22 protein-coding genes are annotated in these 21,200 nt (G+C 64.2%); 15 read left to right on the forward strand and 7 right to left on the reverse strand.

The window, feature by feature from the left end; translation table 11 throughout:
- Positions 1–17: 17 nt before the first annotated feature.
- Positions 18–1,631 (reverse strand): ATP-dependent Clp protease adaptor ClpS, encoded by a 1,614-nt coding sequence (locus tag VKR55_RS20170; protein ID WP_324406053.1) that lies wholly within the window; start codon positions 1,629–1,631, stop codon positions 18–20.
- 278 nt (positions 1,632–1,909) lie between these two features.
- Here VKR55_RS20170 and VKR55_RS20175 point away from each other — a divergent pair, with 278 nt between their 5' ends.
- Entirely contained in the window at positions 1,910–2,056 is a 147-nt protein-coding gene (locus VKR55_RS20175; protein ID WP_324406054.1) for a hypothetical protein, read from the forward strand.
- 30 nt (positions 2,057–2,086) lie between these two features.
- On the opposite strand, the gene VKR55_RS20180 is transcribed toward VKR55_RS20175, so the two are convergent.
- A complete protein-coding gene (locus VKR55_RS20180; protein WP_324406056.1) occupies positions 2,087–2,281 on the reverse strand; it encodes a hypothetical protein in 195 nt (64 codons plus the stop codon).
- Between the two features lie 156 nt (positions 2,282–2,437).
- Here VKR55_RS20180 and VKR55_RS20185 point away from each other — a divergent pair, with 156 nt between their 5' ends.
- Entirely contained in the window at positions 2,438–3,109 is a 672-nt protein-coding gene (locus VKR55_RS20185) for an SDR family oxidoreductase (RefSeq protein WP_324406058.1), read from the forward strand.
- 10 nt (positions 3,110–3,119) lie between these two features.
- Here the strand turns inward: VKR55_RS20185 and VKR55_RS20190 are convergent, their stop codons facing one another.
- The 4 genes from VKR55_RS20190 to VKR55_RS20205 are packed head-to-tail and all read right to left on the reverse strand — an operon-like array spanning position 3,120 to position 6,512.
- A complete protein-coding gene (locus VKR55_RS20190) occupies positions 3,120–3,521 on the reverse strand; it encodes a carboxypeptidase-like regulatory domain-containing protein (protein ID WP_324406060.1) in 402 nt (133 codons plus the stop codon).
- Positions 3,518–4,330 carry a carbohydrate ABC transporter permease gene (locus tag VKR55_RS20195; RefSeq protein ID WP_324406061.1) on the reverse strand — a complete coding sequence of 271 codons (813 nt, stop codon included), beginning with the start codon at positions 4,328–4,330 and terminating at the stop codon, positions 3,518–3,520. The genes VKR55_RS20190 and VKR55_RS20195 overlap by 4 nt, the downstream gene beginning before the upstream one ends.
- Positions 4,330–5,262, reverse strand: coding sequence for a carbohydrate ABC transporter permease (locus tag VKR55_RS20200; RefSeq protein WP_324406063.1), 933 nt, complete (start codon positions 5,260–5,262; stop codon positions 4,330–4,332). Before VKR55_RS20200 ends, VKR55_RS20195 begins: the two co-directional genes overlap by 1 nt.
- Positions 5,259–6,512 (reverse strand): ABC transporter substrate-binding protein, encoded by a 1,254-nt coding sequence (locus tag VKR55_RS20205; protein WP_324406065.1) that lies wholly within the window; start codon positions 6,510–6,512, stop codon positions 5,259–5,261. Before VKR55_RS20205 ends, VKR55_RS20200 begins: the two co-directional genes overlap by 4 nt.
- Positions 6,513–6,775: 263 nt before the next feature.
- On the opposite strand from VKR55_RS20205, the gene VKR55_RS20210 reads away from it, so the two are divergent.
- Positions 6,776–7,861, forward strand: coding sequence for an ABC transporter ATP-binding protein (locus tag VKR55_RS20210; protein ID WP_324406067.1), 1,086 nt, complete (start codon positions 6,776–6,778; stop codon positions 7,859–7,861).
- Positions 7,862–8,055: 194 nt separating this feature from the next.
- Positions 8,056–9,288 (forward strand): rhodanese-like domain-containing protein, encoded by a 1,233-nt coding sequence (locus tag VKR55_RS20215; protein ID WP_324406068.1) that lies wholly within the window; start codon positions 8,056–8,058, stop codon positions 9,286–9,288.
- Between the two features lie 11 nt (positions 9,289–9,299).
- On the opposite strand, the gene VKR55_RS20220 is transcribed toward VKR55_RS20215, so the two are convergent.
- Complete coding sequence (locus VKR55_RS20220; protein WP_324406070.1) at positions 9,300–10,346, reverse strand: LLM class flavin-dependent oxidoreductase; 1,047 nt, start codon at positions 10,344–10,346, stop codon at positions 9,300–9,302.
- 241 nt (positions 10,347–10,587) lie between these two features.
- Here VKR55_RS20220 and VKR55_RS20225 point away from each other — a divergent pair, with 241 nt between their 5' ends.
- From VKR55_RS20225 to VKR55_RS20275, 11 genes are all read left to right on the forward strand, one after another.
- Positions 10,588–11,076, forward strand: coding sequence for a MaoC family dehydratase (locus tag VKR55_RS20225; RefSeq protein ID WP_324406072.1), 489 nt, complete (start codon positions 10,588–10,590; stop codon positions 11,074–11,076).
- 10 nt (positions 11,077–11,086) lie between these two features.
- Positions 11,087–11,536 (forward strand): MaoC family dehydratase, encoded by a 450-nt coding sequence (locus tag VKR55_RS20230; protein WP_324406074.1) that lies wholly within the window; start codon positions 11,087–11,089, stop codon positions 11,534–11,536.
- Positions 11,537–11,638: 102 nt separating this feature from the next.
- Positions 11,639–12,610 (forward strand): glucokinase, encoded by a 972-nt coding sequence (gene glk, locus VKR55_RS20235; RefSeq protein ID WP_324406075.1) that lies wholly within the window; start codon positions 11,639–11,641, stop codon positions 12,608–12,610.
- A 130-nt stretch (positions 12,611–12,740) separates the two neighbouring features.
- Positions 12,741–13,706 carry a galactofuranose ABC transporter, galactofuranose-binding protein YtfQ gene (gene ytfQ / locus VKR55_RS20240; RefSeq protein ID WP_324406076.1) on the forward strand — a complete coding sequence of 322 codons (966 nt, stop codon included), beginning with the start codon at positions 12,741–12,743 and terminating at the stop codon, positions 13,704–13,706.
- Positions 13,707–13,948: 242 nt separating this feature from the next.
- Positions 13,949–15,484: a sugar ABC transporter ATP-binding protein gene (locus VKR55_RS20245; RefSeq protein WP_324406078.1), complete on the forward strand. Its 1,536-nt coding sequence runs from the start codon at positions 13,949–13,951 to the stop codon at positions 15,482–15,484.
- Between the two features lies 1 nt (position 15,485).
- Positions 15,486–16,475 (forward strand): ABC transporter permease, encoded by a 990-nt coding sequence (locus tag VKR55_RS20250; RefSeq protein WP_324406080.1) that lies wholly within the window; start codon positions 15,486–15,488, stop codon positions 16,473–16,475.
- On the forward strand, positions 16,472–17,455 hold the full coding sequence (yjfF, locus tag VKR55_RS20255; protein ID WP_324406082.1) for a galactofuranose ABC transporter, permease protein YjfF: 984 nt from the start codon (positions 16,472–16,474) through the stop codon (positions 17,453–17,455). The genes VKR55_RS20250 and yjfF overlap by 4 nt, the downstream gene beginning before the upstream one ends.
- The gene (locus VKR55_RS20260) at positions 17,452–18,228 is read left to right on the forward strand and encodes a FadR/GntR family transcriptional regulator (protein ID WP_324406083.1); all 777 of its coding nucleotides are present in this window, start codon (positions 17,452–17,454) and stop codon (positions 18,226–18,228) included. Before yjfF ends, VKR55_RS20260 begins: the two co-directional genes overlap by 4 nt.
- Positions 18,225–19,151, forward strand: coding sequence for a Gfo/Idh/MocA family protein (locus VKR55_RS20265; protein WP_324406084.1), 927 nt, complete (start codon positions 18,225–18,227; stop codon positions 19,149–19,151). Before VKR55_RS20260 ends, VKR55_RS20265 begins: the two co-directional genes overlap by 4 nt.
- 2 nt (positions 19,152–19,153) lie before the next feature.
- Positions 19,154–20,230 (forward strand): aldose epimerase family protein, encoded by a 1,077-nt coding sequence (locus VKR55_RS20270; RefSeq protein WP_324406086.1) that lies wholly within the window; start codon positions 19,154–19,156, stop codon positions 20,228–20,230.
- Between the two features lie 6 nt (positions 20,231–20,236).
- Positions 20,237–21,136 (forward strand): SMP-30/gluconolactonase/LRE family protein, encoded by a 900-nt coding sequence (locus VKR55_RS20275; protein WP_324406087.1) that lies wholly within the window; start codon positions 20,237–20,239, stop codon positions 21,134–21,136.
- Positions 21,137–21,200 lie beyond the last annotated feature (64 nt).

A 21,200-nucleotide genomic window follows, 5' to 3' on the forward strand; every position in this document is an offset into this window, starting at 1 on the left:
GGCGCCCACGGCCGGTGTTATTCCGCGGCCATCTCCTGCGCGCCGCCGAGCAATTTCACATTGAGTCGCCCGCCGGCAAACAGCATGTCGTTCAGCGCTTCGTCGATGTCACCAGACGTCACCGACTTGCCGGCATCGCGCGCGATGGCGCCTTGCGCGATCCGCCGCATCAGCTCCTTGATGAAGGCGGCGCTGACGCCTTTCGTGCGGCGCACGGCGTCTTCGATGACCGCGGCATCAAGCGGCAGTCCCTTGCCATAGAGTCGCACCAGCTTGCGGCGGCCGGTATCGTCGGGCAGCGGCACCTCGATCGCCTGATCGACACGGCCAGGCCGCCCGGCCAGCGCACTCTCCAGCTCCTCCGGGCGATTGGTGGTGAGGACGAACAGGATGTCCGCATCCTCTTTCAGCCCGTCCATTTCATTGAGCAGCTTGTTGAGCAGCGATTCCTCGCAAGGTCCGCCCATCTCGTTGCGATCCCGCGCGATCAGATCGACGTCCTCGATCACCACCATCGCCGGCTGCAGCAGACGCGCCAGACTCATATAGGGGCCGAGCAGCGCAACCTGTGCGGCGGTAATGATCAGCGTAGTATGGCCGGGCAAATTGGTCGCGAGATAGCGGATGGTGTGGGTCTTGCCGGTGCCGGGTGGCCCGTAGAGCAGGATACCCTTGCGCGTCGACTGGCCGAACGAGCGCAGCGCGTCCCGCCACTCGATGAAGCGCAACACATTACGATCGAGCAATTTGAGGGTCTGCTCGGGCAGGATGACCTGCTCGCGCTCGACCGGTGCAAGCCGGTGCACCATGATGCCCGTCAACCGTCCGCCATAGTTGTCATCACTGTCGAAGGAAAGGATCTTGCCGCGATAGGACCGCGCCGCGCCCACCGCTTCTTCCAGTTCGGCAAAACAGCGCTCGGCGAAGCGTTCGCCCGCGGGTCCTGCGGGCACGGCGATCTCGATGCGGAGCGCGGGGTCCGGTCTGTATTCCCGGAAGCGCGAGAGCACGACGGCATAGGGGAGCTCGCCATGCCGGGCGAGCCATAATCCGTTGCGCAGGCATTTCACCGGCGCGCTCTCGCCGATGTCGACTTCGAGGTATTGCGGCGGCGCCAGCGCTTGCGCGCGCCGGCCGTCCCTCAGAAGCTGCGCGAATTCAAGGTCGTCGCGATACTCTTCATGAAGACCGAAGAAGCCAAGCGGCGAGGAGAACAGCTTGTCCAGCGCGACCTGGACGTCGGCCTGCATGTGCAGTGGGAACTGCCGCAGCACGGTCACCAGCGCGCTCGCCGGCGTGCCGGCGAAATGCCAATCAAGGGCCTCATAGGCATGAGTGAACGCGACGTCTTCCTCGTCGGAGGTGTCTGCGGCATCTGCGCTGGTGATCTGCAAGGGATGCCCCGCATCTTGAATGCGCTGCTCTGCTTCCTCCAGCAATGCCCTGGCGACCGGCGGGGGATAGGGACCACACACACCCTTGCCTTGCCGATTGATCTGCGAAGCGAATGCGGTGGCGTCGCGCTCGGTCCTGCCGAACACGTCGCGGAGCAGGGAAATGACAAACTCCACCGGCGTCTTGTCGTCATTGTGAAAGACCAGCCGGACTGAACCGGTGCAAACATCCTGCATGAAAGCCTCCAAACGCAACTTCAGCTTGATAAGAACAAAAAGAGAACAACACGAAATGCAAGGCTCGTCAAGCGCTGCTTAAAGTTGCGTCGGGCCGACTATCGGCACGAGCCGGAATTTTTTGGCGGCGAACGAATGACGCGCTCGTTCCGTAGTTCTCCGGAGCTTGCCTGAAACTCCGGGGAAAGGTTCGCGTATTACAGTTCAAGTTTGCGAACGACTGGCATGATGTTCGCATGCGTGTGGCGTACCCTTAACTCTCTCGCCAAGGAGCGCGCATGGGCGAAGTCGTAAGGTTTGTTTCGAAGTCCGATCTAGAGCGAGCTCGGCTGATCCGGGAGGCCCGCGCGATTTACGAGAGCGTATTCCCGACCGAGGTGGTCGGCGGCGCCGACAAGACCACGCCGCCCGCCAAGTCGCGATAGCGCTTCGCGCCGTCCTCAAATCGGTGCGCTCTAGACGCGCTTGTCGATATGTGCATTGCCAGCCGGCGCATTCGTCGCGTCCTCGCGCTGCCAATCGTCGCGGGCTTCATGAGAGCCAACACTGTCGGGCCTTGGCGCAGACGGCGCGGCCCTCTCTTTCGCCTTCTGCCGTGCGAACCAGAGCCACAGCCGCAGTTGGCCTATCGAGGGGGCAGGACGGAGCATGATCCGTCCGATGGCGCGGACGGCGCGAATAGGCTGGACCGGCTTTACGGCTCTCATGGTTGACCAGGTTTTCGTTTCCCGCGCTCGTGCCGCTCCATGTTACCACAAGCCTTGCCGTAACGGGTCGTTCGGGCCCGACGAAACAAGCGAGGAACGATGGCGACGATTTTGGTGACCGGCTGTGACAGTGGGCTTGGCGTGGAATTCGCGCGGCAATACGCCGTCGAGGGCCATCGCGTGATCGCGACCTGCCTCGATCCCGCAAGCGCCAGTGAAACGGCCGCCATCCGCGGTCAGGTCGAAGTCATTGGATTGGACGTGACCGACCATGCCGCGATCGAAAAGCTGGCGGCGCGCCTTAAGGCCGAGCCGATCGATATCCTCCTCAACAATGCCGGCATCGCGCGGCCGCATCCGCCATTCGGCGCCACCGATTATCCGCTCTGGCGGCGCATCCTGGAGACCAACCTGATCGGCCCGATGAAGATGGCCGAGTGCTTTGTCGAGCACGTCGCGCGCAGCGAATTGAAGGTGATGGCGTTCATCTCGAGCCGGATGGGCTCGATCGCCTCGAACAATTCGGGCGGCTCCTACGCCTATCGCTCGAGCAAAGCCGGCCTCAACATGATCGTGAAGTCGCTCGCCGTCGATCTTGCGCCGCGCGCAATTTGCGTGCTGGCGCTGCATCCGGGCTGGGCCGCGACCGAGCCGGGCGGCCGCGTGCCGGTCAGTGAAAGCGTCGCCGGCATGCGCGGCGTGATCCATCGCGCCGGCCGCCATCACACCGGCAGCTTCGTGACCTACAACGATCAGCCGCTGCCCTGGTGAGATCAGCCTCTCAGTCTGACTTTGCGAGCCGCAAGGGCTCCTTCAGCGTGCGGTCTTGCGAGGCGAAATAGAGCCTGATCGGGATTCGCTCGGAACGGCCGGCGTCCGGCTTGTCGGCGCTGAGCTGGATGTTGTGCGAGGGGTTGCCGGTGAAGCGGAAAGAGCCGTCCGCCGCGGTCGTAGTCGAGGCGTGCTCCACAAAGGTGGCGAAATCGAAGATCCAGAGCCGCACAGTCGCGCCTTGCACCGGCTTGTCGTCGGCATCGACAACGCGGCCCGAGATGATGCCGTGGTCGTGGGTAAAGACCCAGCCATTCCAGCCGGCGATCAGCACGCAGAGCAGCAGCGGCACCCAGACAAAGCGATTGCGAAGCACGCGCAGGACCGTCGCCGATCGTGGAGAGCCGCTCATCCCTTGGTCGCTCCCGCCGACAGCCCCTGCACGAATTCCCTCTGCGCCATCAGGAACAGGAGCAGGCCCGGCGCCAGCACCATGATGCAGAAGGCATAGAGCGCCCCTGTCGTATCCTCCTGATACGACAGGAAGCGCGCGAGCCCGAGCGGCAGCGTCTGCATCTCCGGCGAGCGCGTGACGATCAAGGGCCACATGAAATTGTTCCAGGACCAGATGAACGACAGGATCACGTTGGTCGCGGTCGCCGAACGCGCCAGCGGGATCATCACCCGCCAGATGATGGTCCATTGCGACAGGCCGTCGACACGCGCCGCGTCGATCAAGGAGCGCGGCACCGCATCGAAGCTCGCCTTGTAGACGAAGATGCAGATGATGGTGGAGAACAGCGGCAGCGACAGGCCAAGATAGGAATCGAGCAGGCCGAGCTTGCCGGTGATCAGATAGGCCGGGATGATGGTCGCCTGGAACGGGATCATCATGCAGGACAGGAACAGCAGCAGCACAAAGCTCTTGCCGCGGAACGTCTGGGTCAGCGCGTAGCCCGCCATGGCGTTGAGCACGACATTGGCCGCGATGGTCATGACCGAGACGATCACGCTGTTGACGAAGTAGCGCGCGAACGGAATCGCGTACCAGACGTCGACGTAATAGAAGGGGTTGGGATCGCGCGGGATGACGCTCGGCGGATAGGCGAAGATGTTGTCGCCGGAGATCGAGGTCTTGAGCACCCAGTAGAACGGCAGCAACATCACCGCGCCGACCGCGATCAGCGCAAGATGGATCGGCCAGGTGCGCTTTTGCCGCATCAGTCCCGCTCCACGGCGCCGGCGTTGCCGCCGGACAGGCGGTTGGCAAGGTAGGTAATGCCCAACAGCAGGATGAAGAACGTCACGGTGACCGCGGCGGCGTAGTCGAACCGGGTCTGGTTGAAGCCGAGCTTGTAGATGTAGGTGATCAGGATTTCGGTCGCGCGCCCGGGGCCGCCGCCCGTCATGACATAGACGAGGTCGAAGCTGGTCACTGAATTGAGCATGCCGATCACGAAGCAGAGGAACAGCGATGGTTTCAGAAGCGGCACGGTGATGCGGATGAAGCGGTGGAAGGCGTTGGCGCCGTCGATGCCGGCGGCCTCGTAGAGGTTGCGCGGGATGGTCTGCAGGCCGCTCAGGATGATGACCATGTAGAAGCCGAGCATCTGCCAGATATTGGCGACGATCACCGACGGCAGCGCCCAGGTGAAGGAGTTGAGGAACGGGATCGGCGTATCGACCAGATGGAGCGACCGCGCGACATAGTTGATGAGGCCGACCCGCTCGTCGAACATCCAGCGCCAGATGATCGCAACTGCAACCGTCATCAAGGGATAGGACAGGAAGATGATGGTGCGATAGATTTCGCGGCCGCGTATCTCACTGTCGACGAGCAGCGCAAGCCCAAGCGCGAGCGCAATGCCGATCGGCGCGGAGGAGATCAGGCCGATCGTGTTCCAGAGCGATTGCCAGAACACGTCGTCGTCGAACAGCATCTCCTGATAATTGTCGAGCCCGATGAACACCGCAGGCTTCAGCGGCGACCAGGCCTCGAACGACAGCACGACGTTCCAGGCGAGCGGCAGGATGCGGTAGAGCAGGAAGATCAGAAGCGACGGCGCGAGGAACGCCCAGATCAGGATGGCGCGGCGCGTGGACCGGCGCAGCACCGGGCCGCCGGTCTTGGCCTTCGCCGCCGCTTCGATCACGACCGGCGCAGCACGCGGGTTACCGCGCGCTCGGCGGCCGCGAGCGCAGTCTTGGCATCCTTGCGGCCGAGCAGACCGTTCTGCAGCTCAGGCCAGAACGCGTCCTTGATCTCCGCGTCGTTGGCGAGCGGCCAATTGCCGGTCAGCTTGTCGGTGTGCTCGAGCTGCGTCTGCAGCACCGCGTGCGCCACCGGATCTTCATTCTCCAGCGAGGCGAGGCAGGCCTTGTCGGCGACGAGATTGGCGGTGAGGATGCGGCGGGTTGTGGCGAATTTGGTCGCCCATTTGTTGCCGGTCATCAGCTTGATCAGCGCAAAGGCCAACTCCGGATTCTTCGAGCTCTTGGAGATGGCGAAGCCGTGATTGGTCGGCGTCGACCAGTTGCCGGGCGCCTGTGCAACCCCGAGCGTGTCGCGATTGATCCAGCGGCCCTGGCCCTTGACGAAGAAATAGGCCGACGAATGGGCGTGCATCATGCCGACGGTGCCGCTGGAGAACGCACCGTTCGGTTCCACCCAGCGCCCGGTCCAGGAAATCTTGTTGATGCCGCCCGACGCCGTCGCTTTCGCCAGGCGGTCGACCACGGCGGCCGCCTCCGGCGTGTTGAAGGCGGGCTTCTTGAGGTCCGGCGTCAACAGCTCGATGCCGTTCATCTTCATGAGCGGCCAATAGAGCCAGTCGAAATTCAGCGTGATGAAGCCGGTCTTTTCGGCTTTCGCCATCGACTCGGAGAATTTGATGATCTCGTCGAAGCTGGTGGGTGGCGCGGAAAGGCCGGCGTCCTTGAACATGAGCTTGTTGTAGAACAGCAGCGTCTTGGCGATGTAGAAGGGAACCAGGTAGTTCTTCTTGTTATAGATCCAGCTCGACAGGTAGTCGGTATTGAAGAGTTTCGGGAACTCGGGGTCAGCCTGGAAATAGGGAGTAATGTCGAGCAGAGCGCCGTTGGCGGCCCATTCGACCCAGATCTCGCCCTGCAAATCGACGATGTCGGGCGCAGTGCCGGCCACAAGCTGGGTCTGGTAGAAGGCCGGCACATCAGGGCCCTTCTTGTCGAGCCATTCGATCTCGACGCCGGGATGGGCGGCCTTGAACTCGGCGAACTCTTCCTTGAACAGCGCTTCCTGGTCGGCGATGTTCCAGGTCAGGATGCTGAGCTTCTTGTTGGATTGAGCGCGCAGGTAAGCGGGCGCGAAAAGCGTCGCCGCAGCCGCGGCAGCACCGGTCTTCAGAACGTGTCTGCGGTCCACCGTCTCCTCCCCAAGATTTGTTGGCGGTCGCCCGGTCTGACGTCTTGTCAAATCGCGCGGAGCCGCGAGGGCGATTTGATAATTTGCCTCTCGCGCTGTCAAGCAAACCCGCACTGCAAAATAGCGGTTGCGCGACCGCTCTCAATTGACAGAAAGTCGGAACGGCGATCACATTCGGCGCGCATGATCCGGAAAAGTGTGTAGCGGTTTTCCGAAAAGATCATGCGCAAACAAAACCGCGTCGGCGTGATCTGGAAGCAGCAATGGCGACCGTGGAATTCAAGCGGCTGACGAAACGTTACGGCGCCCTCGCTGTCGTCAATGCTATCGACATCGCCATTGCCGATGGCGAGTTCATCGTCCTCGTTGGTCCCTCCGGCTGCGGAAAATCGACGACGCTGCGCATGCTCGCGGGCCTCGAGGACATCTCCGAGGGTCAGATCCTGATCAATGGCCGTGTGGTCAATGAAGTGGAATCGCGCGACCGCGACATCGCCATGGTGTTCCAGGACTATGCGCTCTATCCGCACATGACCGTCCACGGCAACATGGCGTTCTCGCTGCGCTATCGCAACGTCGCCCGGCGCGAGATCGACCGTCGCGTCCGCGAGGCTGCCGAGATCCTCGGCCTCACTGATTATCTCGATCGCTATCCCAAGGAGCTCTCGGGCGGGCAGCGCCAGCGCGTCGCCATGGGGCGGGCCATCGTGCGCAAGCCGCAGGTGTTTCTGTTCGACGAGCCGCTCTCCAATCTTGACGCCAAGCTGCGCGGCACCATGCGCGTGGAGATGAAGAAGCTGCACCAGCAGCTTGGCGTGACCACGGTCTACGTCACCCACGACCAGATCGAGGCGATGACGCTGGCCGACCGGGTTGTCGTCATGAATGGCGGACGCATCGAACAGATCGGTGCGCCCGAAGAGGTCTATCATGCGCCCGCGAGCCTGTTCGTGGCGGGCTTCATCGGCGCGCCGACCATGAACATGATTCCGGCCAAGCTCGAGGGGGCGGACGGTTTGCGGCTCGCCGGCAGCGAGCTGATCCGCTTTCCGCGCGCCTCTGCCGCGGCCGCCGACCTCGTGCTGGCGGTGCGCCCAGAAGACGTCGACATTGCGCCGGCCGCGGGCGGCGAGGGGCGTGTCGTGTTACCTGCGACCATCGACGTGGTCGAACCGCTTGGCGCCGATACGCTGGTGTTCGCGACCATGGCGGGACATCAGATGGCGGTGCGCGTCCGGCCAGACGCGCGCCCGCAGCGCGGCTCGCCTGTCCACCTAAGCTTCGATCTCGATCGCGTGCATCTGTTCGATGCCGCGACCGGCAAGCGCTTGGCTGCGGCGAGTGCGTGAAGGAAATGTGGCGTGGGCACGATCCGTGATTCTCTCCGTCATTGCGAGCGAAGCGAAGCATCCAGCCTCTTTGCGCGGAGAGAGTCTGGATTGCTTCGGAGCTTACGCTCCTCGCAATGACGAGCCCACGCAACGATGACGCGGCAGTTGGCGGGTTGCCGTCCCTCCCTTGCTATGCTTAGGCTCGTCATCTCATGACTACTCCCTTCGTCACACCCCCCGACATCCGCTCCGCGCTGCTGTTGCGCCAGGAAATCGCCTTCCTCGACATCCGGCACGAGGCTGCCTTTGCCACCGCACATCCCTTGTTTGCCGCCAATATGGCGGCCGACCGGATCGCGCTCGAGGCCGCGGTGAGGTTGCCGCGCAAGGACGTGGCCGTTGTGCTGTATGATGATGGCGAGGGGCTGGTCGCGCAGGCGGCCGATTGCCTCGCGGCGCTCGGCTATAGCAATATCCGCGCGCTCGGCGGGGGCCTGAAGGCCTGGCGCGATGCCGGCTATGAAATCTTCCAGGACGTCAATTCCTATGCCAAGGCGTTCGGCGAACTGGTCGAGGCGCGCCGCCATACGCCGTCGCTGAGCGCGGACGAGGTCGCTGCGCTCATCGAGAAAAAGGCCAACATCGCCATCCTCGATGTCCGTCGCTTCGACGAATATGCCACCATGAACATCCCCGGCTCGCTCAGCGTGCCCGGCGCGGAGCTGGTGCTGCGCGCAGGCAACGCGGCGCCCGATCCCGACACCACCATCGTCGTCAACTGCGCCGGCCGCACCCGCTCGATCATCGGCACGCAGTCGTTGATCAACGCGGGCGTCCCCAACAAGGTGCGAGCGCTTCGCAACGGCACCATGGGCTGGACACTGGCGAAGCATGGTCTGGAACGCGGCTCAGTGCGACGCGGCGGCATCGGTCTGTTCGAGGGCGCAAAGGACAACGCCCGCGACGTCGCCTATCGCGCCGGCGTCCGCCATCTTGGTGTGCGCGACGTCGCGGCGCTCGAGGCTGACATCGATCGTACGCTCTATCGCTTCGATGTGCGGGATGAAGCCGAATATACTGCGGGTCATCTTCCGGGCTTCCACCACTATCCCGGCGGCCAGCTCGTCCAGGAAATCGACATGGCCGCCCCCGTGCGCGGTGCGCGCATCCTGCTTACTGATGACAAGGGCGTTCGCGCGGACATGACAGCGTCGTGGCTCGCGCAGATGGGTTGGGAGGTCTATGTGCTGGAGACCGGCTACGCCGGCCTGCTCGAAGCAGGCCCGCCGCTGGTACTGCCCAAGCCCGATCCGTCACATCGCTATCGGCGTCCCTATGAGGGCACCGAGTCGGCCGAGAAAGCGATGCAGGCCTATCTCGATTGGGAGTTCGGCCTGGTCGAGCAGCTCCGCCGCGACGACAGCCACGGCTTCTTCGTGATCTGAGGGGCGCGCCGTTACGCGAGGACCTTCGCTTCAAGCATCTCTTCGACCAGCGGCACGACTTTGGTTCCGTAAAGCTCGATGCTCGTCATCAGCTTCTCATGCGGCAGGGGACCTGCTGAATATTTGAGCTGGAAGCGCGCCACTCCGAGCGCCTTCACGGTCGCCGCGATCTTGCGCGCCACGGTTTCCGGCGAGCCGACGTAGAGCGAGCCGTGCTCGGCCTCGTGCACGAATTCGTCGCGGCCCATCGGCGGCCAGCCGCGCTCCTTGCCGATGCGGTCGCGCATGGTCTTGTAGTCGGGCCATAGCTCCTCGCGCGCCTGCTCGTCGGTGGCGGCGACATAGCCCGGCGAATGCACGCCGATCGGTTTCGCCGCGCGGCCGAACTGCGTCAGCGCGCGGTGATAGAGATCGACATAGGGCCGAAACCGCTTCGGATCGCCGCCGATGATGGCAAGCATCAGCGGCAAATCGTAGTGCGCCGCGCGCACCACCGATTCCGGGCTGCCGCCGACGCCGATCCAGGTCTTGAGCCGGCCGTGCTCGATCGGCGGATAGACGAGCTGGTCCTTCAGGGGCGGGCGGAGGCTACCCTGCCAGGTCACCGGCTCCTGTTTCAGGAGTTGCACGAACAGATCGAGCTTCTCCTCGAACAGCTCTTCATATTGGCGCAAGTCGAAGCCGAACAGCGGGAAGGATTCGGTGAACGAGCCGCGGCCGAGGATCACCTCGGCGCGGCCGTTCGAGGCCGCATCGACCGCCGAAAACCGCTGGAATACGCGAATGGGATCGTCCGAGCTCAACACGGTGACCGCGGAGCCGAGCCGTATGTTTTTGGTGCGCGCAGCGATCGCCGCCAGCACGACTTCAGGCGCGGAGATGGCAAAGTCCGCGCGATGGTGCTCGCCGAGCCCGATGAAGTCGATGCCGAGCTGATCGGCCAGCCCCGCTTCCTCGATGACGTTGCGGATGACCTGCGCATGCGGGAGCAGCGCGCCGTCCGCGCCGCGGGTGACGTCGCCGAATGTATCGAGGCCGAATTCGAGTGTTTTGGTCATTGCTTCCATATCGCGTGTGCCGACCGCCTTCCGCCGGCTTTGCAGGCATTTAGGCGGCCTACCAGCGCTCCGGCAGGCTGCGCCGCGAAACCCACAGTTTCCGGTTTTATCCGGCGAGAGGACCTTCCCAAGCCTACTCGCGGCCGTAGTCTCCGGCCCATGCACCCTTGCGCAGCGGCAGCTACCTCAATGTATATAAAAGCCAAGCTCGCATGACGAGCAGCTATCGGGAGGAAACACGATGCAAGCAGAAGAACCGGCCCCGCCGGCCTTCGAGACCGATTTCTGGAAGGACGCCAATCTGCGGAAGGTCTGGGACGAGATCGTGCCTGGCGAGCCGCGCAATACGCTGCCTTATCTCCTGACCTTTGAAGCGATCGCGCTCTTCTGCAAGGCGGTCGGTGAGACCAATCCGCTCTATCTCGACGAATCCGCCGCGAAAGCCGGCCCCTATGGCGGGCTGATCGCACCGCCCTCGATCCACATCCTCCTGATGTTCGCCTGCACGCCTGCGGATGACTGGATGCGCTCGCCGGGGACCATCAATGCCGGACAATCCTGGAGCTACAACATCCCGGCGCGGCCGGGCGACACCATCACGCTGCAGGCCCGCGCGCTCGACAAGTTCATCCGCCGCGAGCGGCTGTTCGTCGTGCACGACAATGTCTTCTTCAACCAGCACGACGAAGTGATCTGCTCCGGCCGGGGCCAGACGATCCGTCCGATGTGAGGAGACGACCATGACAGTGACATTCGACAATCTGCGAGCCGGCGATACCATCATTGGTCCTTCGTTCGCCGTCTCGCGCGAATCAATCCGCCTGTTTTGCGATGCTTCGCTCGACTACAACCCGCTGCATCTCGACGACGCCTACATGAAGGGCAATTTCGGCAAGACCAGTTTCGGCGGCATCATCATGCACGGCATGAACAATTTTGGCCTGATCACGCGCATGCTGACCGATTGGGCAATGCCCAGCGGCGCGATCCATCGCCGCCTCGAGACGCGCTGGGTCAAGCCGGTGAAGCCCGGCGACACCATCCGCCCGAGCGGAATCATCAAGACGAAGCAGGTCACGTCGAAATCGCGCTGGGTGTTGATCGACGTCATCGTCCAAAACCAGCGCGACGAGCCGGTCGCAACCGGCGAGGCGATGGTGGAATTTCCCGTGCTCGCGAAGGCGGGATAGTCGGGGGCATCGAAGAGCCGGCGGTGAAACCGCTCGCCTTTTGACGAATTATGCTCCTATGGCTTTTGCCTGAGATGGCAATCGTCTTGCATGGGGCTTTTCATGAGCGGACGGCGACTGATCGGCGATATCGGTGGCACCAATGCGCGGTTTGCGATCGCGGAGGGCGGCAAGTACCGCCAGTTAAAGCATATCGAGGTCGACAAATACCCCTCGCTCCGTGACGCGATCTCGGACTATTTGACGGCGCTGCCGGAAGACGAACGATCCGGCCTTGCCGGCGCGCTGGCCATCGCAGGGCCGGTGCTCGGCGACCGCATTGCACTCACCAACCAGTCGTGGTCGTTCTCGATTGCGGAGTTGAAGCAAAGCCTCGGCCTCGTCTCGCTTGCAGTGGTCAATGATTTCGCCGCGACCGCGCAATCCATTCCCCATCTTGCCGCGCAGCAGAAATTCGCGATCGGCCCGATGATCCCGAACGCGAAAGGCAATATCGGCGTGGTCGGCCCGGGCACCGGCCTCGGCATGAGCTCGCTGATCCCGAGTGGTGATGGCTGGACGCTGGTAGCGGGCGAAGGCGGACACGCTACCCTCGCCGCCTCGACCGAAGAGGAGTTCGCGATCATCCAGATGCTGCGCAAGCGCTGGAGCCATGTTTCGGCCGAGCGCGTCCTGAGCGGCGCGGGCCTCGTCAATCTCTATGAAGCGCTATGCGCGATCGGCGGCATCGAGCCGTTGATGCTGTCGCCCGCCGACGTCACCCGCCGCGCGATGGATCGCTCGGACGAGACCTGCGTGCGGGCCTTCGCCCACTTCTGCGGATTCCTCGGCAGCGTCGCCGGCGACCTCGCGCTGACGGTAGGCGCGTTCGGCGGTGTTTATATCGCCGGCGGCATTCTGCCCCGCTTCAAGGACGCCTTTGCGGCCTCAAAATTCCGCGAGCGCTTCGAGGCCAAGGGACGGTTTTCCAAAATGCTCGCGGGCATGCCGACCTGGCTCATCCTTGACGAAAACCCCGGCCTGATCGGGCTCGCCAACATGCCGCTTAATCAATCTGAGCCAAAAGTAAGATAGTAAAATAATATGACTAGTAATGTTCCTTAAGGTATGGGACGCTCCCTCCTCACCGGCAAAATCAAGCCGGAAACGGTGCTTGGATACCAAAATCCGGCGCCTTATCACCATATTGAAGAGGAAGCGTCTGATGGCCCTGAAAACACTGATGGTGAGCCTTGCCCTGGCCGGCGCGGCGTCCATTGCCCCCGCCACCGCCGCCCAGCTCACGGTGGGCTTCTCGCAGATCGGATCAGAATCGGGGTGGCGCGCGGCGGAAACCACCGTCTCCAAGTCCGAGGCCAGCAAGCGCGGCGTCAATCTCAAGATCGCCGACGCGCAGCAGAAGCAGGAAAATCAGATCAAGGCGATCCGCTCCTTCATCGCCCAGGGCGTGGACGCGATCTTCCTCGCGCCGGTGGTCTCCTCGGGCTGGGAGGCCGTGCTGAAGGAAGCGAGCCAGGCCAAGATCCCGGTGATCCTGCTCGACCGCGACATCGATCCGTCGGGCAAAGACCTCTATCTGACCGCGGTCACCTCCGACAGCGTGCATGAAGGCGAGGTCGCCGGTGATTGGCTGGCCAAGGCCGTGGGCGACAAGCCCTGCAACGTCGTCGAATTGCAGGGCACGGTCGGCGCCAGCGTCGCGACCAACCGCAAGAAGGGCTTTGACACCGCGATCGCCAAGCACGCCAACATCAAGATCGTGCGCAGCCAGACCGGCGATTTCACCCGCGCCAAGGGCAAGGAAGTCATGGAAAGCTTCATCAAGGCCGAAGGCGGCGGCAAGACCATCTGCGCGGTCTATGCGCACAACGACGACATGATGGTCGGCGCCATCCAGGCGATGAAGGAAGCGGGGCTGAAGCCCGGCAAGGACATCCTCACCGTGTCGATCGACTCCGTGCCTGACATCTTCAAGGCGATGATGGCGGGTGAGGCCAATGCGAGCGTCGAGCTGACGCCGAACATGGCGGGCCCCGCGCTCGACGCGCTGATCGCCTACAAGGACAAGGGCACCATGCCGCCGAAATGGATCCAGACCGAGTCCAAGCTCTACACGCAGAAAGACGATCCTCAGAAGCAGTACGACGCCAAGAAGGGGTTGGGCTACTGAGTAGTTGGGGCGCTCGCTGTTCACCTCTCCCCGTCGGGGAGAGGTCGGCGCGCGAAGCGTGCCGGGTGAGGGGTTTCTGCTCTAACGAGGGACCTGATCCCCTCACCCGGATCGCATCTTACGATGCGATCCGACCTCTCCCAAAAGGGAGAGGTGGAAAGCGACCCTCAGAATCTGCTCCGATAAGGCTATGATGGCCACGCGTCGCCGCTCTTGGCGGCGCGCCGGCGAAAGCAAGTTCGATGATGGAAGCCAGTGAGCCTCGGCCGCCTTTGCTCGACGTGCGCGGGCTCAGCAAAAGCTTTGCGGCGCTGCGCGCGCTCGATTCTGTCGACTTCACGCTCGCCGCCGGCGAGATCCACGCGCTGCTCGGCGAGAACGGCGCGGGCAAGTCGACGCTGATCAAGGTGATCACCGGCGTGCTGTCGCGCGATGCCGGCGTCGTCCGCCTGGATGGTCATGAGGTCGCACCGCGCACCACCAAGGAGGCGCTCGCGGCCGGTATCGCCACGGTCTATCAGGAAGTGAACCTGCTGCCGAACCTGTCGGTGGCGCAAAACCTCTATCTCGGCCGTCAGCCGACCTTCTGCGGCATCGTCCGCGAGGGCGAGATGAAGAAGAACGCAGCGGCGCTGCTGGCTGGTTATGGCCTGCATATCGACGTCGGTGCGCCGCTCGGCAGCTATTCGGTGGCGATCCAGCATGTCTGTGCGATCGCGCGTGCCGTTGATCTGTCGGCGCGCGTCTTGATCCTGGACGAGCCGACCGCGAGCCTCGATCGCCATGAGGTCGAGATGCTGTTCAGGACCATGCGTTCGCTCGCAGCGCGTGGCATCGGCATTATCTTCGTTACCCATTTCCTCGACCAGGTCTATGAGATCGCCGATCGCATCACCGTGCTGCGCAACGGCAAGCTGATCGGCGAGCGCGCAACCGCTTCGTTACCGCGGCTGGACCTGATCCACATGATGCTCGGCCGCGAACTGAGCGAGACTACCGAAACGCGCGCCGCGCGCGACAAGGCGGCCGGAAGACCCTGCGCGACCTTCAGCGGCTACGGCAAGGCCGGCATGATCGCGCCGTTCAATCTCGAGCTGCGCCACGGCGAGGTCGTGGGACTTGCTGGCCTGCTCGGCTCCGGCCGGACCGAGACTGCCCGCCTTGTGTTCGGCGCCGAGCGCGCCGATAGCGGCATCGCGCGCGTCGAGGGCGATGCCATCCGCCTGCATTCGCCGCGCGACGCGGTGCGGCTCGGCTTCGGCTATTGTCCCGAGGAGCGGAAGACCGATGGCATCGTCGCCGACCTCACCGTGCGCGAGAATATCGTGCTGGCGCTGCAGGCCAAGCTCGGCATCGCCCGGCCGCTGTCGCGCCGCGAGCAGGACGCAATCGCCGCGCGCTTCATCAAGCTGCTCGATATCCGTCCACCCGATCCGGAGCGGCCGATCGGTCTGCTCTCGGGCGGCAATCAGCAGAAGGTGCTGCTGGCGCGCTGGCTTGCGACCGAGCCGCGGCTCCTGGTGCTGGACGAGCCGACGCGGGGGATCGACGTCGGCGCCCATGCCGAGATCATCCGCCTGGTGCGCGAGCTGTGCGACCGCGGGCTCGCGCTGCTCGTGATCTCCTCCGAGCTCGACGAGATCGTGGCCTATTCCGATCGCGTCGTGGTGCTGCGCGACCGCGTCCATGTCGGCACCTTGCAGGACGCCGACATCAGCGTGCCCTCGATCGTCGCGGCGATTGCCGCCGATCGCGCGGCCGCGGCGGAGGAAGCCTGACATGCCCGATGTGCTCCGCCTGCCGCGCCGCGGCCTCGCCCAGGTCTTTGCGCTTCTCGCCGTCCTCGCGATCGACCGCATGGTCTCGCCGCAGTTCTTCGACCTGCGCCTGCAGGACGGGCGGCTGTTCGGCAGTCTTGTCGATGTCTTCAACCGCGGCGCGCCGGTGGCGCTGCTCTCGCTCGGCATGGTGCTGGTGATCGCGACCGGCGGCATCGATCTTTCCGTCGGCGCGGTCATGGCGATCTCCGGCGCCATCGCCGCAAGCCTGGCCGACAGCCATGCCTGGCCGGTCGCGGTCGCAGCCGGCTTGAGCGCCGGACTGATCTGCGGCGCCTGGAACGGCTTTCTGGTCGCGGTGCTGCGCATGCAGCCGATCGTTGCCACGCTGATCCTGATGGTCGCCGGCCGCGGCATCGCCCAGCTCATCACCGAAGGGCGGATCGTCACCTTCACCTCGCCTGATCTCGCCTGGTTCGGCACCGGCTCGGTGCTAAGCATTCCCGCGCCGGTCGTGCTGGTGATTGTGATGCTGCTGATCACGGGCATCGTGGTGCGCGGCTCCTCGCTCGGCCTCCTGATCGAAGCCGCCGGCGGCAATGCCCGGGCGAGCGAGCTCTCCGGCGTCGGCATCCGGCCGATGATCATTGCGGTGTACATGTGGTGCGGCCTCTGCGCGGCACTCGCCGGCATCGTCGCCGCCGCCGACATCATGGGAGCCGACGCCAACAATGCCGGCCTCTGGCTCGAGCTCGATGCCATCCTCGCGGTCGTGATCGGCGGCACGTCGCTGTTCGGCGGCCGATTCAGCCTCTTGCTCGCGGTCTGCGGCGCGCTGATCATCCAGGCCATGAACACCGGTATTCTTCTCTCCGGCTATCCGCCCGAGTTCAACCTTGTCGTCAAGGCCGCAGTGGTGATGGTGGTGCTGTTGTTGCAATCGCCGAAACTGTCGGCGCTCGCAGCGGGCTTGCGGAGGCGGAAGGCATGAAGCGGCTGCCTCCGGTTGCGATCACGGCGCTGGTATTTCTGGCGGGCTTTGCAATCTGCTCCGCACAGTTCCCGCATTTCGCGTCCACCCGCGTCGTCGCCAATCTCCTCACCGATAACGCCTTCCTCGGCGTGGTCGCGACCGGGATGACCTTCGTCATCATTTCCGGCGGCATCGACCTTTCCGTTGGCTCGGTGATCGGCTTCACCACCGTCTTCGTGGCGCTCTCGATCGAGCGGCTGGGGATGCCCCCGATGCTCGCCTTCGTGCTCTTGCTGTTGATCTGCGCCGCCTTCGGGGCGATCATGGGCGCGATCATTCATTTTTTCGACATGCCGCCCTTTATCGTGACGCTCGCCGGCATGTTCGTTGCGCGCGGCATAAGCTTCCTGATGTCGACGGAATCCACCCCGATCACCGCGCCGCTTTATTCCGCGGTATCCGACTTCGCCATTATGCTTCCCGGAGGCGGGCGGCTGACCACGATCGGGCTGATGATGCTGGCGGTGGTCGTCGCCGGCGCCGTACTGCTGCACTTCACCCGCTTCGGCGCCAACGTCTATGCGCTCGGCGGCAACCGCACCGCGACCGAGCTGATGGGTGTCGCGGTGGGCTCGATGACCGTGCGGATCTACATGCTCTCCAGCGTGCTCGCGGGGCTTGCCGGCATCGTGTTCTCCTTCTACACCGCGGCCGGTTATTCGCTCTCGGCGGTCGGCGTCGAGCTCGACAGCATCGCCGCCGTGGTGATCGGCGGCACGCTTCTCACGGGCGGGCAGGGCTCCGTGCTCGGCACCTTCATCGGCGTGCTGATCCAGGGCCTGATCCAGACCTACATCAATTTCGACGGGACGCTGTCGAGCTGGTGGACCAAGATCACGACCGGTATCCTGCTGTTCGTCTTCATCGCCCTGCAGCAGGGCATTGTCCGCCTCGCCAGCCGGTCGCGCCCAAGAGGGGAAGGAGTTGTCAAGTCATGACTTCCCGCCTGGTTGTCATCCCGACGCGACGCGCGCATTCCAATCATGAGCAGGTCGCCCGCTCGATTGGCATCGACATCATCGCTGGCCGCTATGCCGAGGGCGCGCGGCTGCCGGGCGATGCCGAACTGACGACGCATTTCGGTGTGTCGCGGCCGGTGCTGCGCGAGAGCGTCAAGACGCTGGTGGCCAAGGGCTTGCTGACAACGAAGGCGCGCGTCGGCACGGTGGTGCGCGAGCGAGGCGCCTGGAACATGTTCGACGCCGACGTGCTGGCCTGGCATCTGGATGTCGGCATCGACCGGCAGTTCCTGTCCGACCTCGCCGAGATTCGCCTCGCCATCGAGCCGCGCGCCGCCGCGCTCGCCGCGACGCGGCGCTCGGATGCCGATATCGCGGAATTGCGCCGCGCCTTCGACATCATGCAACGCGAACCCTCCGACTCGGAGGCCTTCTCCGACGGCGATCTCGCGCTTCACATCGCGGTCGCCAAGGCCTCCGGCAACCCTTTCATGCGTTCGGTCGATGCGGTGATATCAGCGGCGCTGCGGGCGTCCTTCCTGCTCTCCGCCCCGGTCGATCCCACAGATCGCACCACTGTGCTTGACTGGCACCAGCGTATCGTGGATGCCATTGCCGCCGGCAACTCGCAAGCCGCGGCGGAGGCCATGACCGCGGTGATCTTCAACGGCATGCGACGGCACGGCGCAAGCCCGGTCGATCCGACGCTGGTTGATCCGGCGATGGACACCGAGACCAAGGACAAGGAATGACAAAGCTTCGTCTCGCGATCGTTGGCTTCGGCAAGATCGCGACCACGCGCCATGTGCCGGCGATTGCAGCAAGCCCCGACGTCGAGCTTGTGGCCGTCGTCGATCCCAAAGCCAAGTCGCCGGACGTTCCGAACTTCGCAAGCCTTGACGCGCTGCTGCTTGACGGGCCGGACATCGACGCGGTCACGCTTTGCACGCCGCCGCAGGTGCGGAGCGCGCAGGCACGGCTCGCGCTCGCTGCGGGCAAGCATGTGATGCTGGAAAAGCCACCCGGCGCGACCGTGAGCGAGATCGCGCCCTTGGTCGCGGTGGCGCAGGCCGCGAAGAAGACACTGTTTGCGACCTGGCACTCGCGCTGCGCGCCCGCGGTCGAGCCCGCGCGAAAACTCCTGGCCGAGCGCACGATCAAATCGGTGACCATTATCTGGAAGGAAGACGTGCGGGTCTGGCATCCCGGCCAGGACTGGATTTTCGCGCCCGGCGGTTTCGGCGTGTTCGATCCCGGCATCAATGCGCTATCGATCCTGACTCGCATCTTGCCGCGGCCGGTGTTCGTCACCCGCGCCGAGCTCGGCTTTCCCGCCAACCGGGAGGCTCCCATCGTCGTCGAGATGGAGATGGCCGACGCCACGGGGCTGTCGATCCGCACCGAGTTCGATTTTCGCCAGACCGGTCCACAGACCTGGGACATCCGCATCGAAACCGATCGCGGCCGGCTGGTGCTATCGGGCGGCGGCGCCAAGATGAGCGATGGCGGCAACGGCGTCGTCGACGCGATGAAGGAGGAATATCCGACGCTCTATCGCGATTTTGTCGCGCTGACATCGAAGGGCGAATGTGATGTCGATCTGGCGCCGCTGCAGATCGTGGCGGATGCGTTCCTGCTCGGCCGCCGCCGCACGGTCGAAGCCTTCGAGTTCTGACCATGGCCGCGAGCAAACCCGGTGTCGAACGCGCGACCTTCGGCCGGATGCCCGACGGCACGCTGGTCGAGCGCATCACGCTGCGCGGCGCGGAAGGATTCGAGGCCGGCGTCATCCCCTATGGCGCGGTGCTGCACACGCTGCATGTGCCCGATCGTGCGGGTAAGAGCGAGGACATCGTGCTCGGCCATGACGGGTTCGACGAGTATCTCGCCCAGCGCAAATTTCTGGGCGCGACCATCGGCCGCTACGCCAACCGCATCGCAGGTGCGCAGTTCACGCTCGATGGCGCAACGATAAAGCTCGACGCCAACAATGGCCCCAACATGCTCCATGGCGGCCATGAGGGTTTTGACCGCAAGCTCTGGCGCGTTGTCGAAGTCACGGAGGCGCCGGAGCCGGCCGTTGTTCTCGACTATACCAGCGCGGACGGCGAAGGCGGCTTTCCCGGAAAGCTCGAGGCGCGCGTCATCTACTGCGTGACCGGTCCAATGCAGCTTGCGGTGACGTTCGAGGCGACCACTGATCGGCCGACGATGGTGAACCTCACCAACCACAGCTTTTTCAATCTCAATGGCGCGCTGTCGGAACGCCAGATCCTCGATCATCGCATCCAGATCGTCGCCGATCATGTCCTGGCCACCGATGCGGCCTCGATCCCGCTGCCGGGCCCGCCGCATCCCGTTATCGAGACGCCGTTCGATTTTCGGCAGATGCATCCGATCGGCGCGCGTATCCGGACCGATCACGAGCAGTTGCGGCGCGGCCGCGGCTACGACCATAATTATTGCCTCGTGCCGGGCGAGGGCGTGCGGCTCGCCGCGCGCGTCGAGTCGCCGCACAGCGGCCGGGTCATGGAGCTATCCACCAATCAGCCCGGTTTGCAGTTTTACTCCGGCAATTTCCTCGACGGCACGCTCTCCGGCAAAGGCGGCCGGCTCTATCGCCAGTCGGATGCCTTTTGCCTGGAACCGCAGACCTGGCCGGACACGCCCAACCGTCCGGATTTTCCCTCCGCGCGGCTCGATCCCGGCAGGCTGTACCGGCACGAGACCGTGTACCGCTTCTCGATTGCGTGACTTGCGATGGCGCCGGATGACGCAATCGAGGACGTCCCGACTTCGGTCCTGTCGGCGGAGCGCTGTCATCTCGGCGAAGGGCCGACTTATGATGCGGCGATCGGCACCGCCTGGTGGTTCGACATTCTCGGACGGAAGTTATTTGAAGCGCACATCGCAACAGGAAGCGTGAAAATTCACGGGCTTCCCTGGATGGCAAGCGCGTTGGCGCGGATCGATGCGGCGCGCCAGCTCATCGTCACCGAGGATGGGCTTTACATCCGCTACCTTGCCGATGGCCGCATGGCGCCGTTCTTGCCCGTCGAAGCCGACAATGCCGCGACGCGCTCCAACGATGCGCGGGTGCATCCCTCCGGCACGCTCTGGTTCAGCACCATGGGCCGAAAGGCCGACCCGCGCGCCGGCGCGATCTATGCGCTGCATCGTGGGCAACTCTCGCGGCTCTATCCTGACATCACCATCCCGAACGCGATCTGCTTCTCTCCCGACGGCGCAATCGGCTACTTCGCTGATACCGCGACCAACGTAATGCATCGCGTCCCGCTCGATCCCGCGACCGGCTTGCCGGTGGGCGATGCCGTGCCGTTCATCCGCCGCCAGGGCATCGGCGGCATCGACGGCGCGGTGGTCGATAGGGATGGACTGATCTGGAACGCGCGCTGGGGCGGCGGCTGCGTCGATCTCTATGATCCCTCCGGCCGGCGCTTACGCTCCTTGCGCGTACCCGCGCGGCAGTCGAGCTGCCCTGCCTTTGTCGGGTCCGATCTCTCACGACTGCTCGTCACCACCGCCTGGGAAGGCATGGACGAGCGCGCCCGCGCCGCCGATCCCGGGCACGGCCAGACCTATATCCTTGACGTGGCCGCACGCGGCCATGCCGAGGTGGATGTGAGGCTCGGCCCATAGGCCGCGCGCTTTCCACGGCCAGTCGAATCACCCTATCCTGTGCGCTTTCCACATTCGACAGCTC

Origin of the sequence: Bradyrhizobium sp., assembly GCF_035309285.1 — a bacterium.
GTDB lineage: Bacteria > Pseudomonadota > Alphaproteobacteria > Rhizobiales > Xanthobacteraceae > Bradyrhizobium.

What these genes read in the sequence shown, in the direction of transcription:
- VKR55_RS20170 (WP_324406053.1), bottom strand. Translation starts at nt 1,631, where the DNA reads ATGCAGGATGTTTGCACCGGTTCAGTCCGGCTGGTCTTTCACAATGAC.
- VKR55_RS20175 (WP_324406054.1), top strand. Translation starts at nt 1,910, where the DNA reads ATGGGCGAAGTCGTAAGGTTTGTTTCGAAGTCCGATCTAGAGCGAGCT.
- VKR55_RS20180 (WP_324406056.1), bottom strand. Translation starts at nt 2,281, where the DNA reads ATGCTCCGTCCTGCCCCCTCGATAGGCCAACTGCGGCTGTGGCTCTGG.
- VKR55_RS20185 (WP_324406058.1), top strand. Translation starts at nt 2,438, where the DNA reads ATGGCGACGATTTTGGTGACCGGCTGTGACAGTGGGCTTGGCGTGGAA.
- VKR55_RS20190 (WP_324406060.1), bottom strand. Translation starts at nt 3,521, where the DNA reads ATGAGCGGCTCTCCACGATCGGCGACGGTCCTGCGCGTGCTTCGCAAT.
- VKR55_RS20195 (WP_324406061.1), bottom strand. Translation starts at nt 4,330, where the DNA reads ATGCGGCAAAAGCGCACCTGGCCGATCCATCTTGCGCTGATCGCGGTC.
- VKR55_RS20210 (WP_324406067.1), top strand. Translation starts at nt 6,776, where the DNA reads ATGGCGACCGTGGAATTCAAGCGGCTGACGAAACGTTACGGCGCCCTC.
- VKR55_RS20215 (WP_324406068.1), top strand. Translation starts at nt 8,056, where the DNA reads ATGACTACTCCCTTCGTCACACCCCCCGACATCCGCTCCGCGCTGCTG.
- VKR55_RS20220 (WP_324406070.1), bottom strand. Translation starts at nt 10,346, where the DNA reads ATGACCAAAACACTCGAATTCGGCCTCGATACATTCGGCGACGTCACC.
- VKR55_RS20225 (WP_324406072.1), top strand. Translation starts at nt 10,588, where the DNA reads ATGCAAGCAGAAGAACCGGCCCCGCCGGCCTTCGAGACCGATTTCTGG.
- VKR55_RS20230 (WP_324406074.1), top strand. Translation starts at nt 11,087, where the DNA reads ATGACAGTGACATTCGACAATCTGCGAGCCGGCGATACCATCATTGGT.
- glk (WP_324406075.1), top strand. Translation starts at nt 11,639, where the DNA reads ATGAGCGGACGGCGACTGATCGGCGATATCGGTGGCACCAATGCGCGG.
- ytfQ (WP_324406076.1), top strand. Translation starts at nt 12,741, where the DNA reads ATGGCCCTGAAAACACTGATGGTGAGCCTTGCCCTGGCCGGCGCGGCG.
- VKR55_RS20245 (WP_324406078.1), top strand. Translation starts at nt 13,949, where the DNA reads ATGATGGAAGCCAGTGAGCCTCGGCCGCCTTTGCTCGACGTGCGCGGG.
- VKR55_RS20250 (WP_324406080.1), top strand. Translation starts at nt 15,486, where the DNA reads ATGCCCGATGTGCTCCGCCTGCCGCGCCGCGGCCTCGCCCAGGTCTTT.
- yjfF (WP_324406082.1), top strand. Translation starts at nt 16,472, where the DNA reads ATGAAGCGGCTGCCTCCGGTTGCGATCACGGCGCTGGTATTTCTGGCG.
- VKR55_RS20260 (WP_324406083.1), top strand. Translation starts at nt 17,452, where the DNA reads ATGACTTCCCGCCTGGTTGTCATCCCGACGCGACGCGCGCATTCCAAT.
- VKR55_RS20265 (WP_324406084.1), top strand. Translation starts at nt 18,225, where the DNA reads ATGACAAAGCTTCGTCTCGCGATCGTTGGCTTCGGCAAGATCGCGACC.
- VKR55_RS20270 (WP_324406086.1), top strand. Translation starts at nt 19,154, where the DNA reads ATGGCCGCGAGCAAACCCGGTGTCGAACGCGCGACCTTCGGCCGGATG.
- VKR55_RS20275 (WP_324406087.1), top strand. Translation starts at nt 20,237, where the DNA reads ATGGCGCCGGATGACGCAATCGAGGACGTCCCGACTTCGGTCCTGTCG.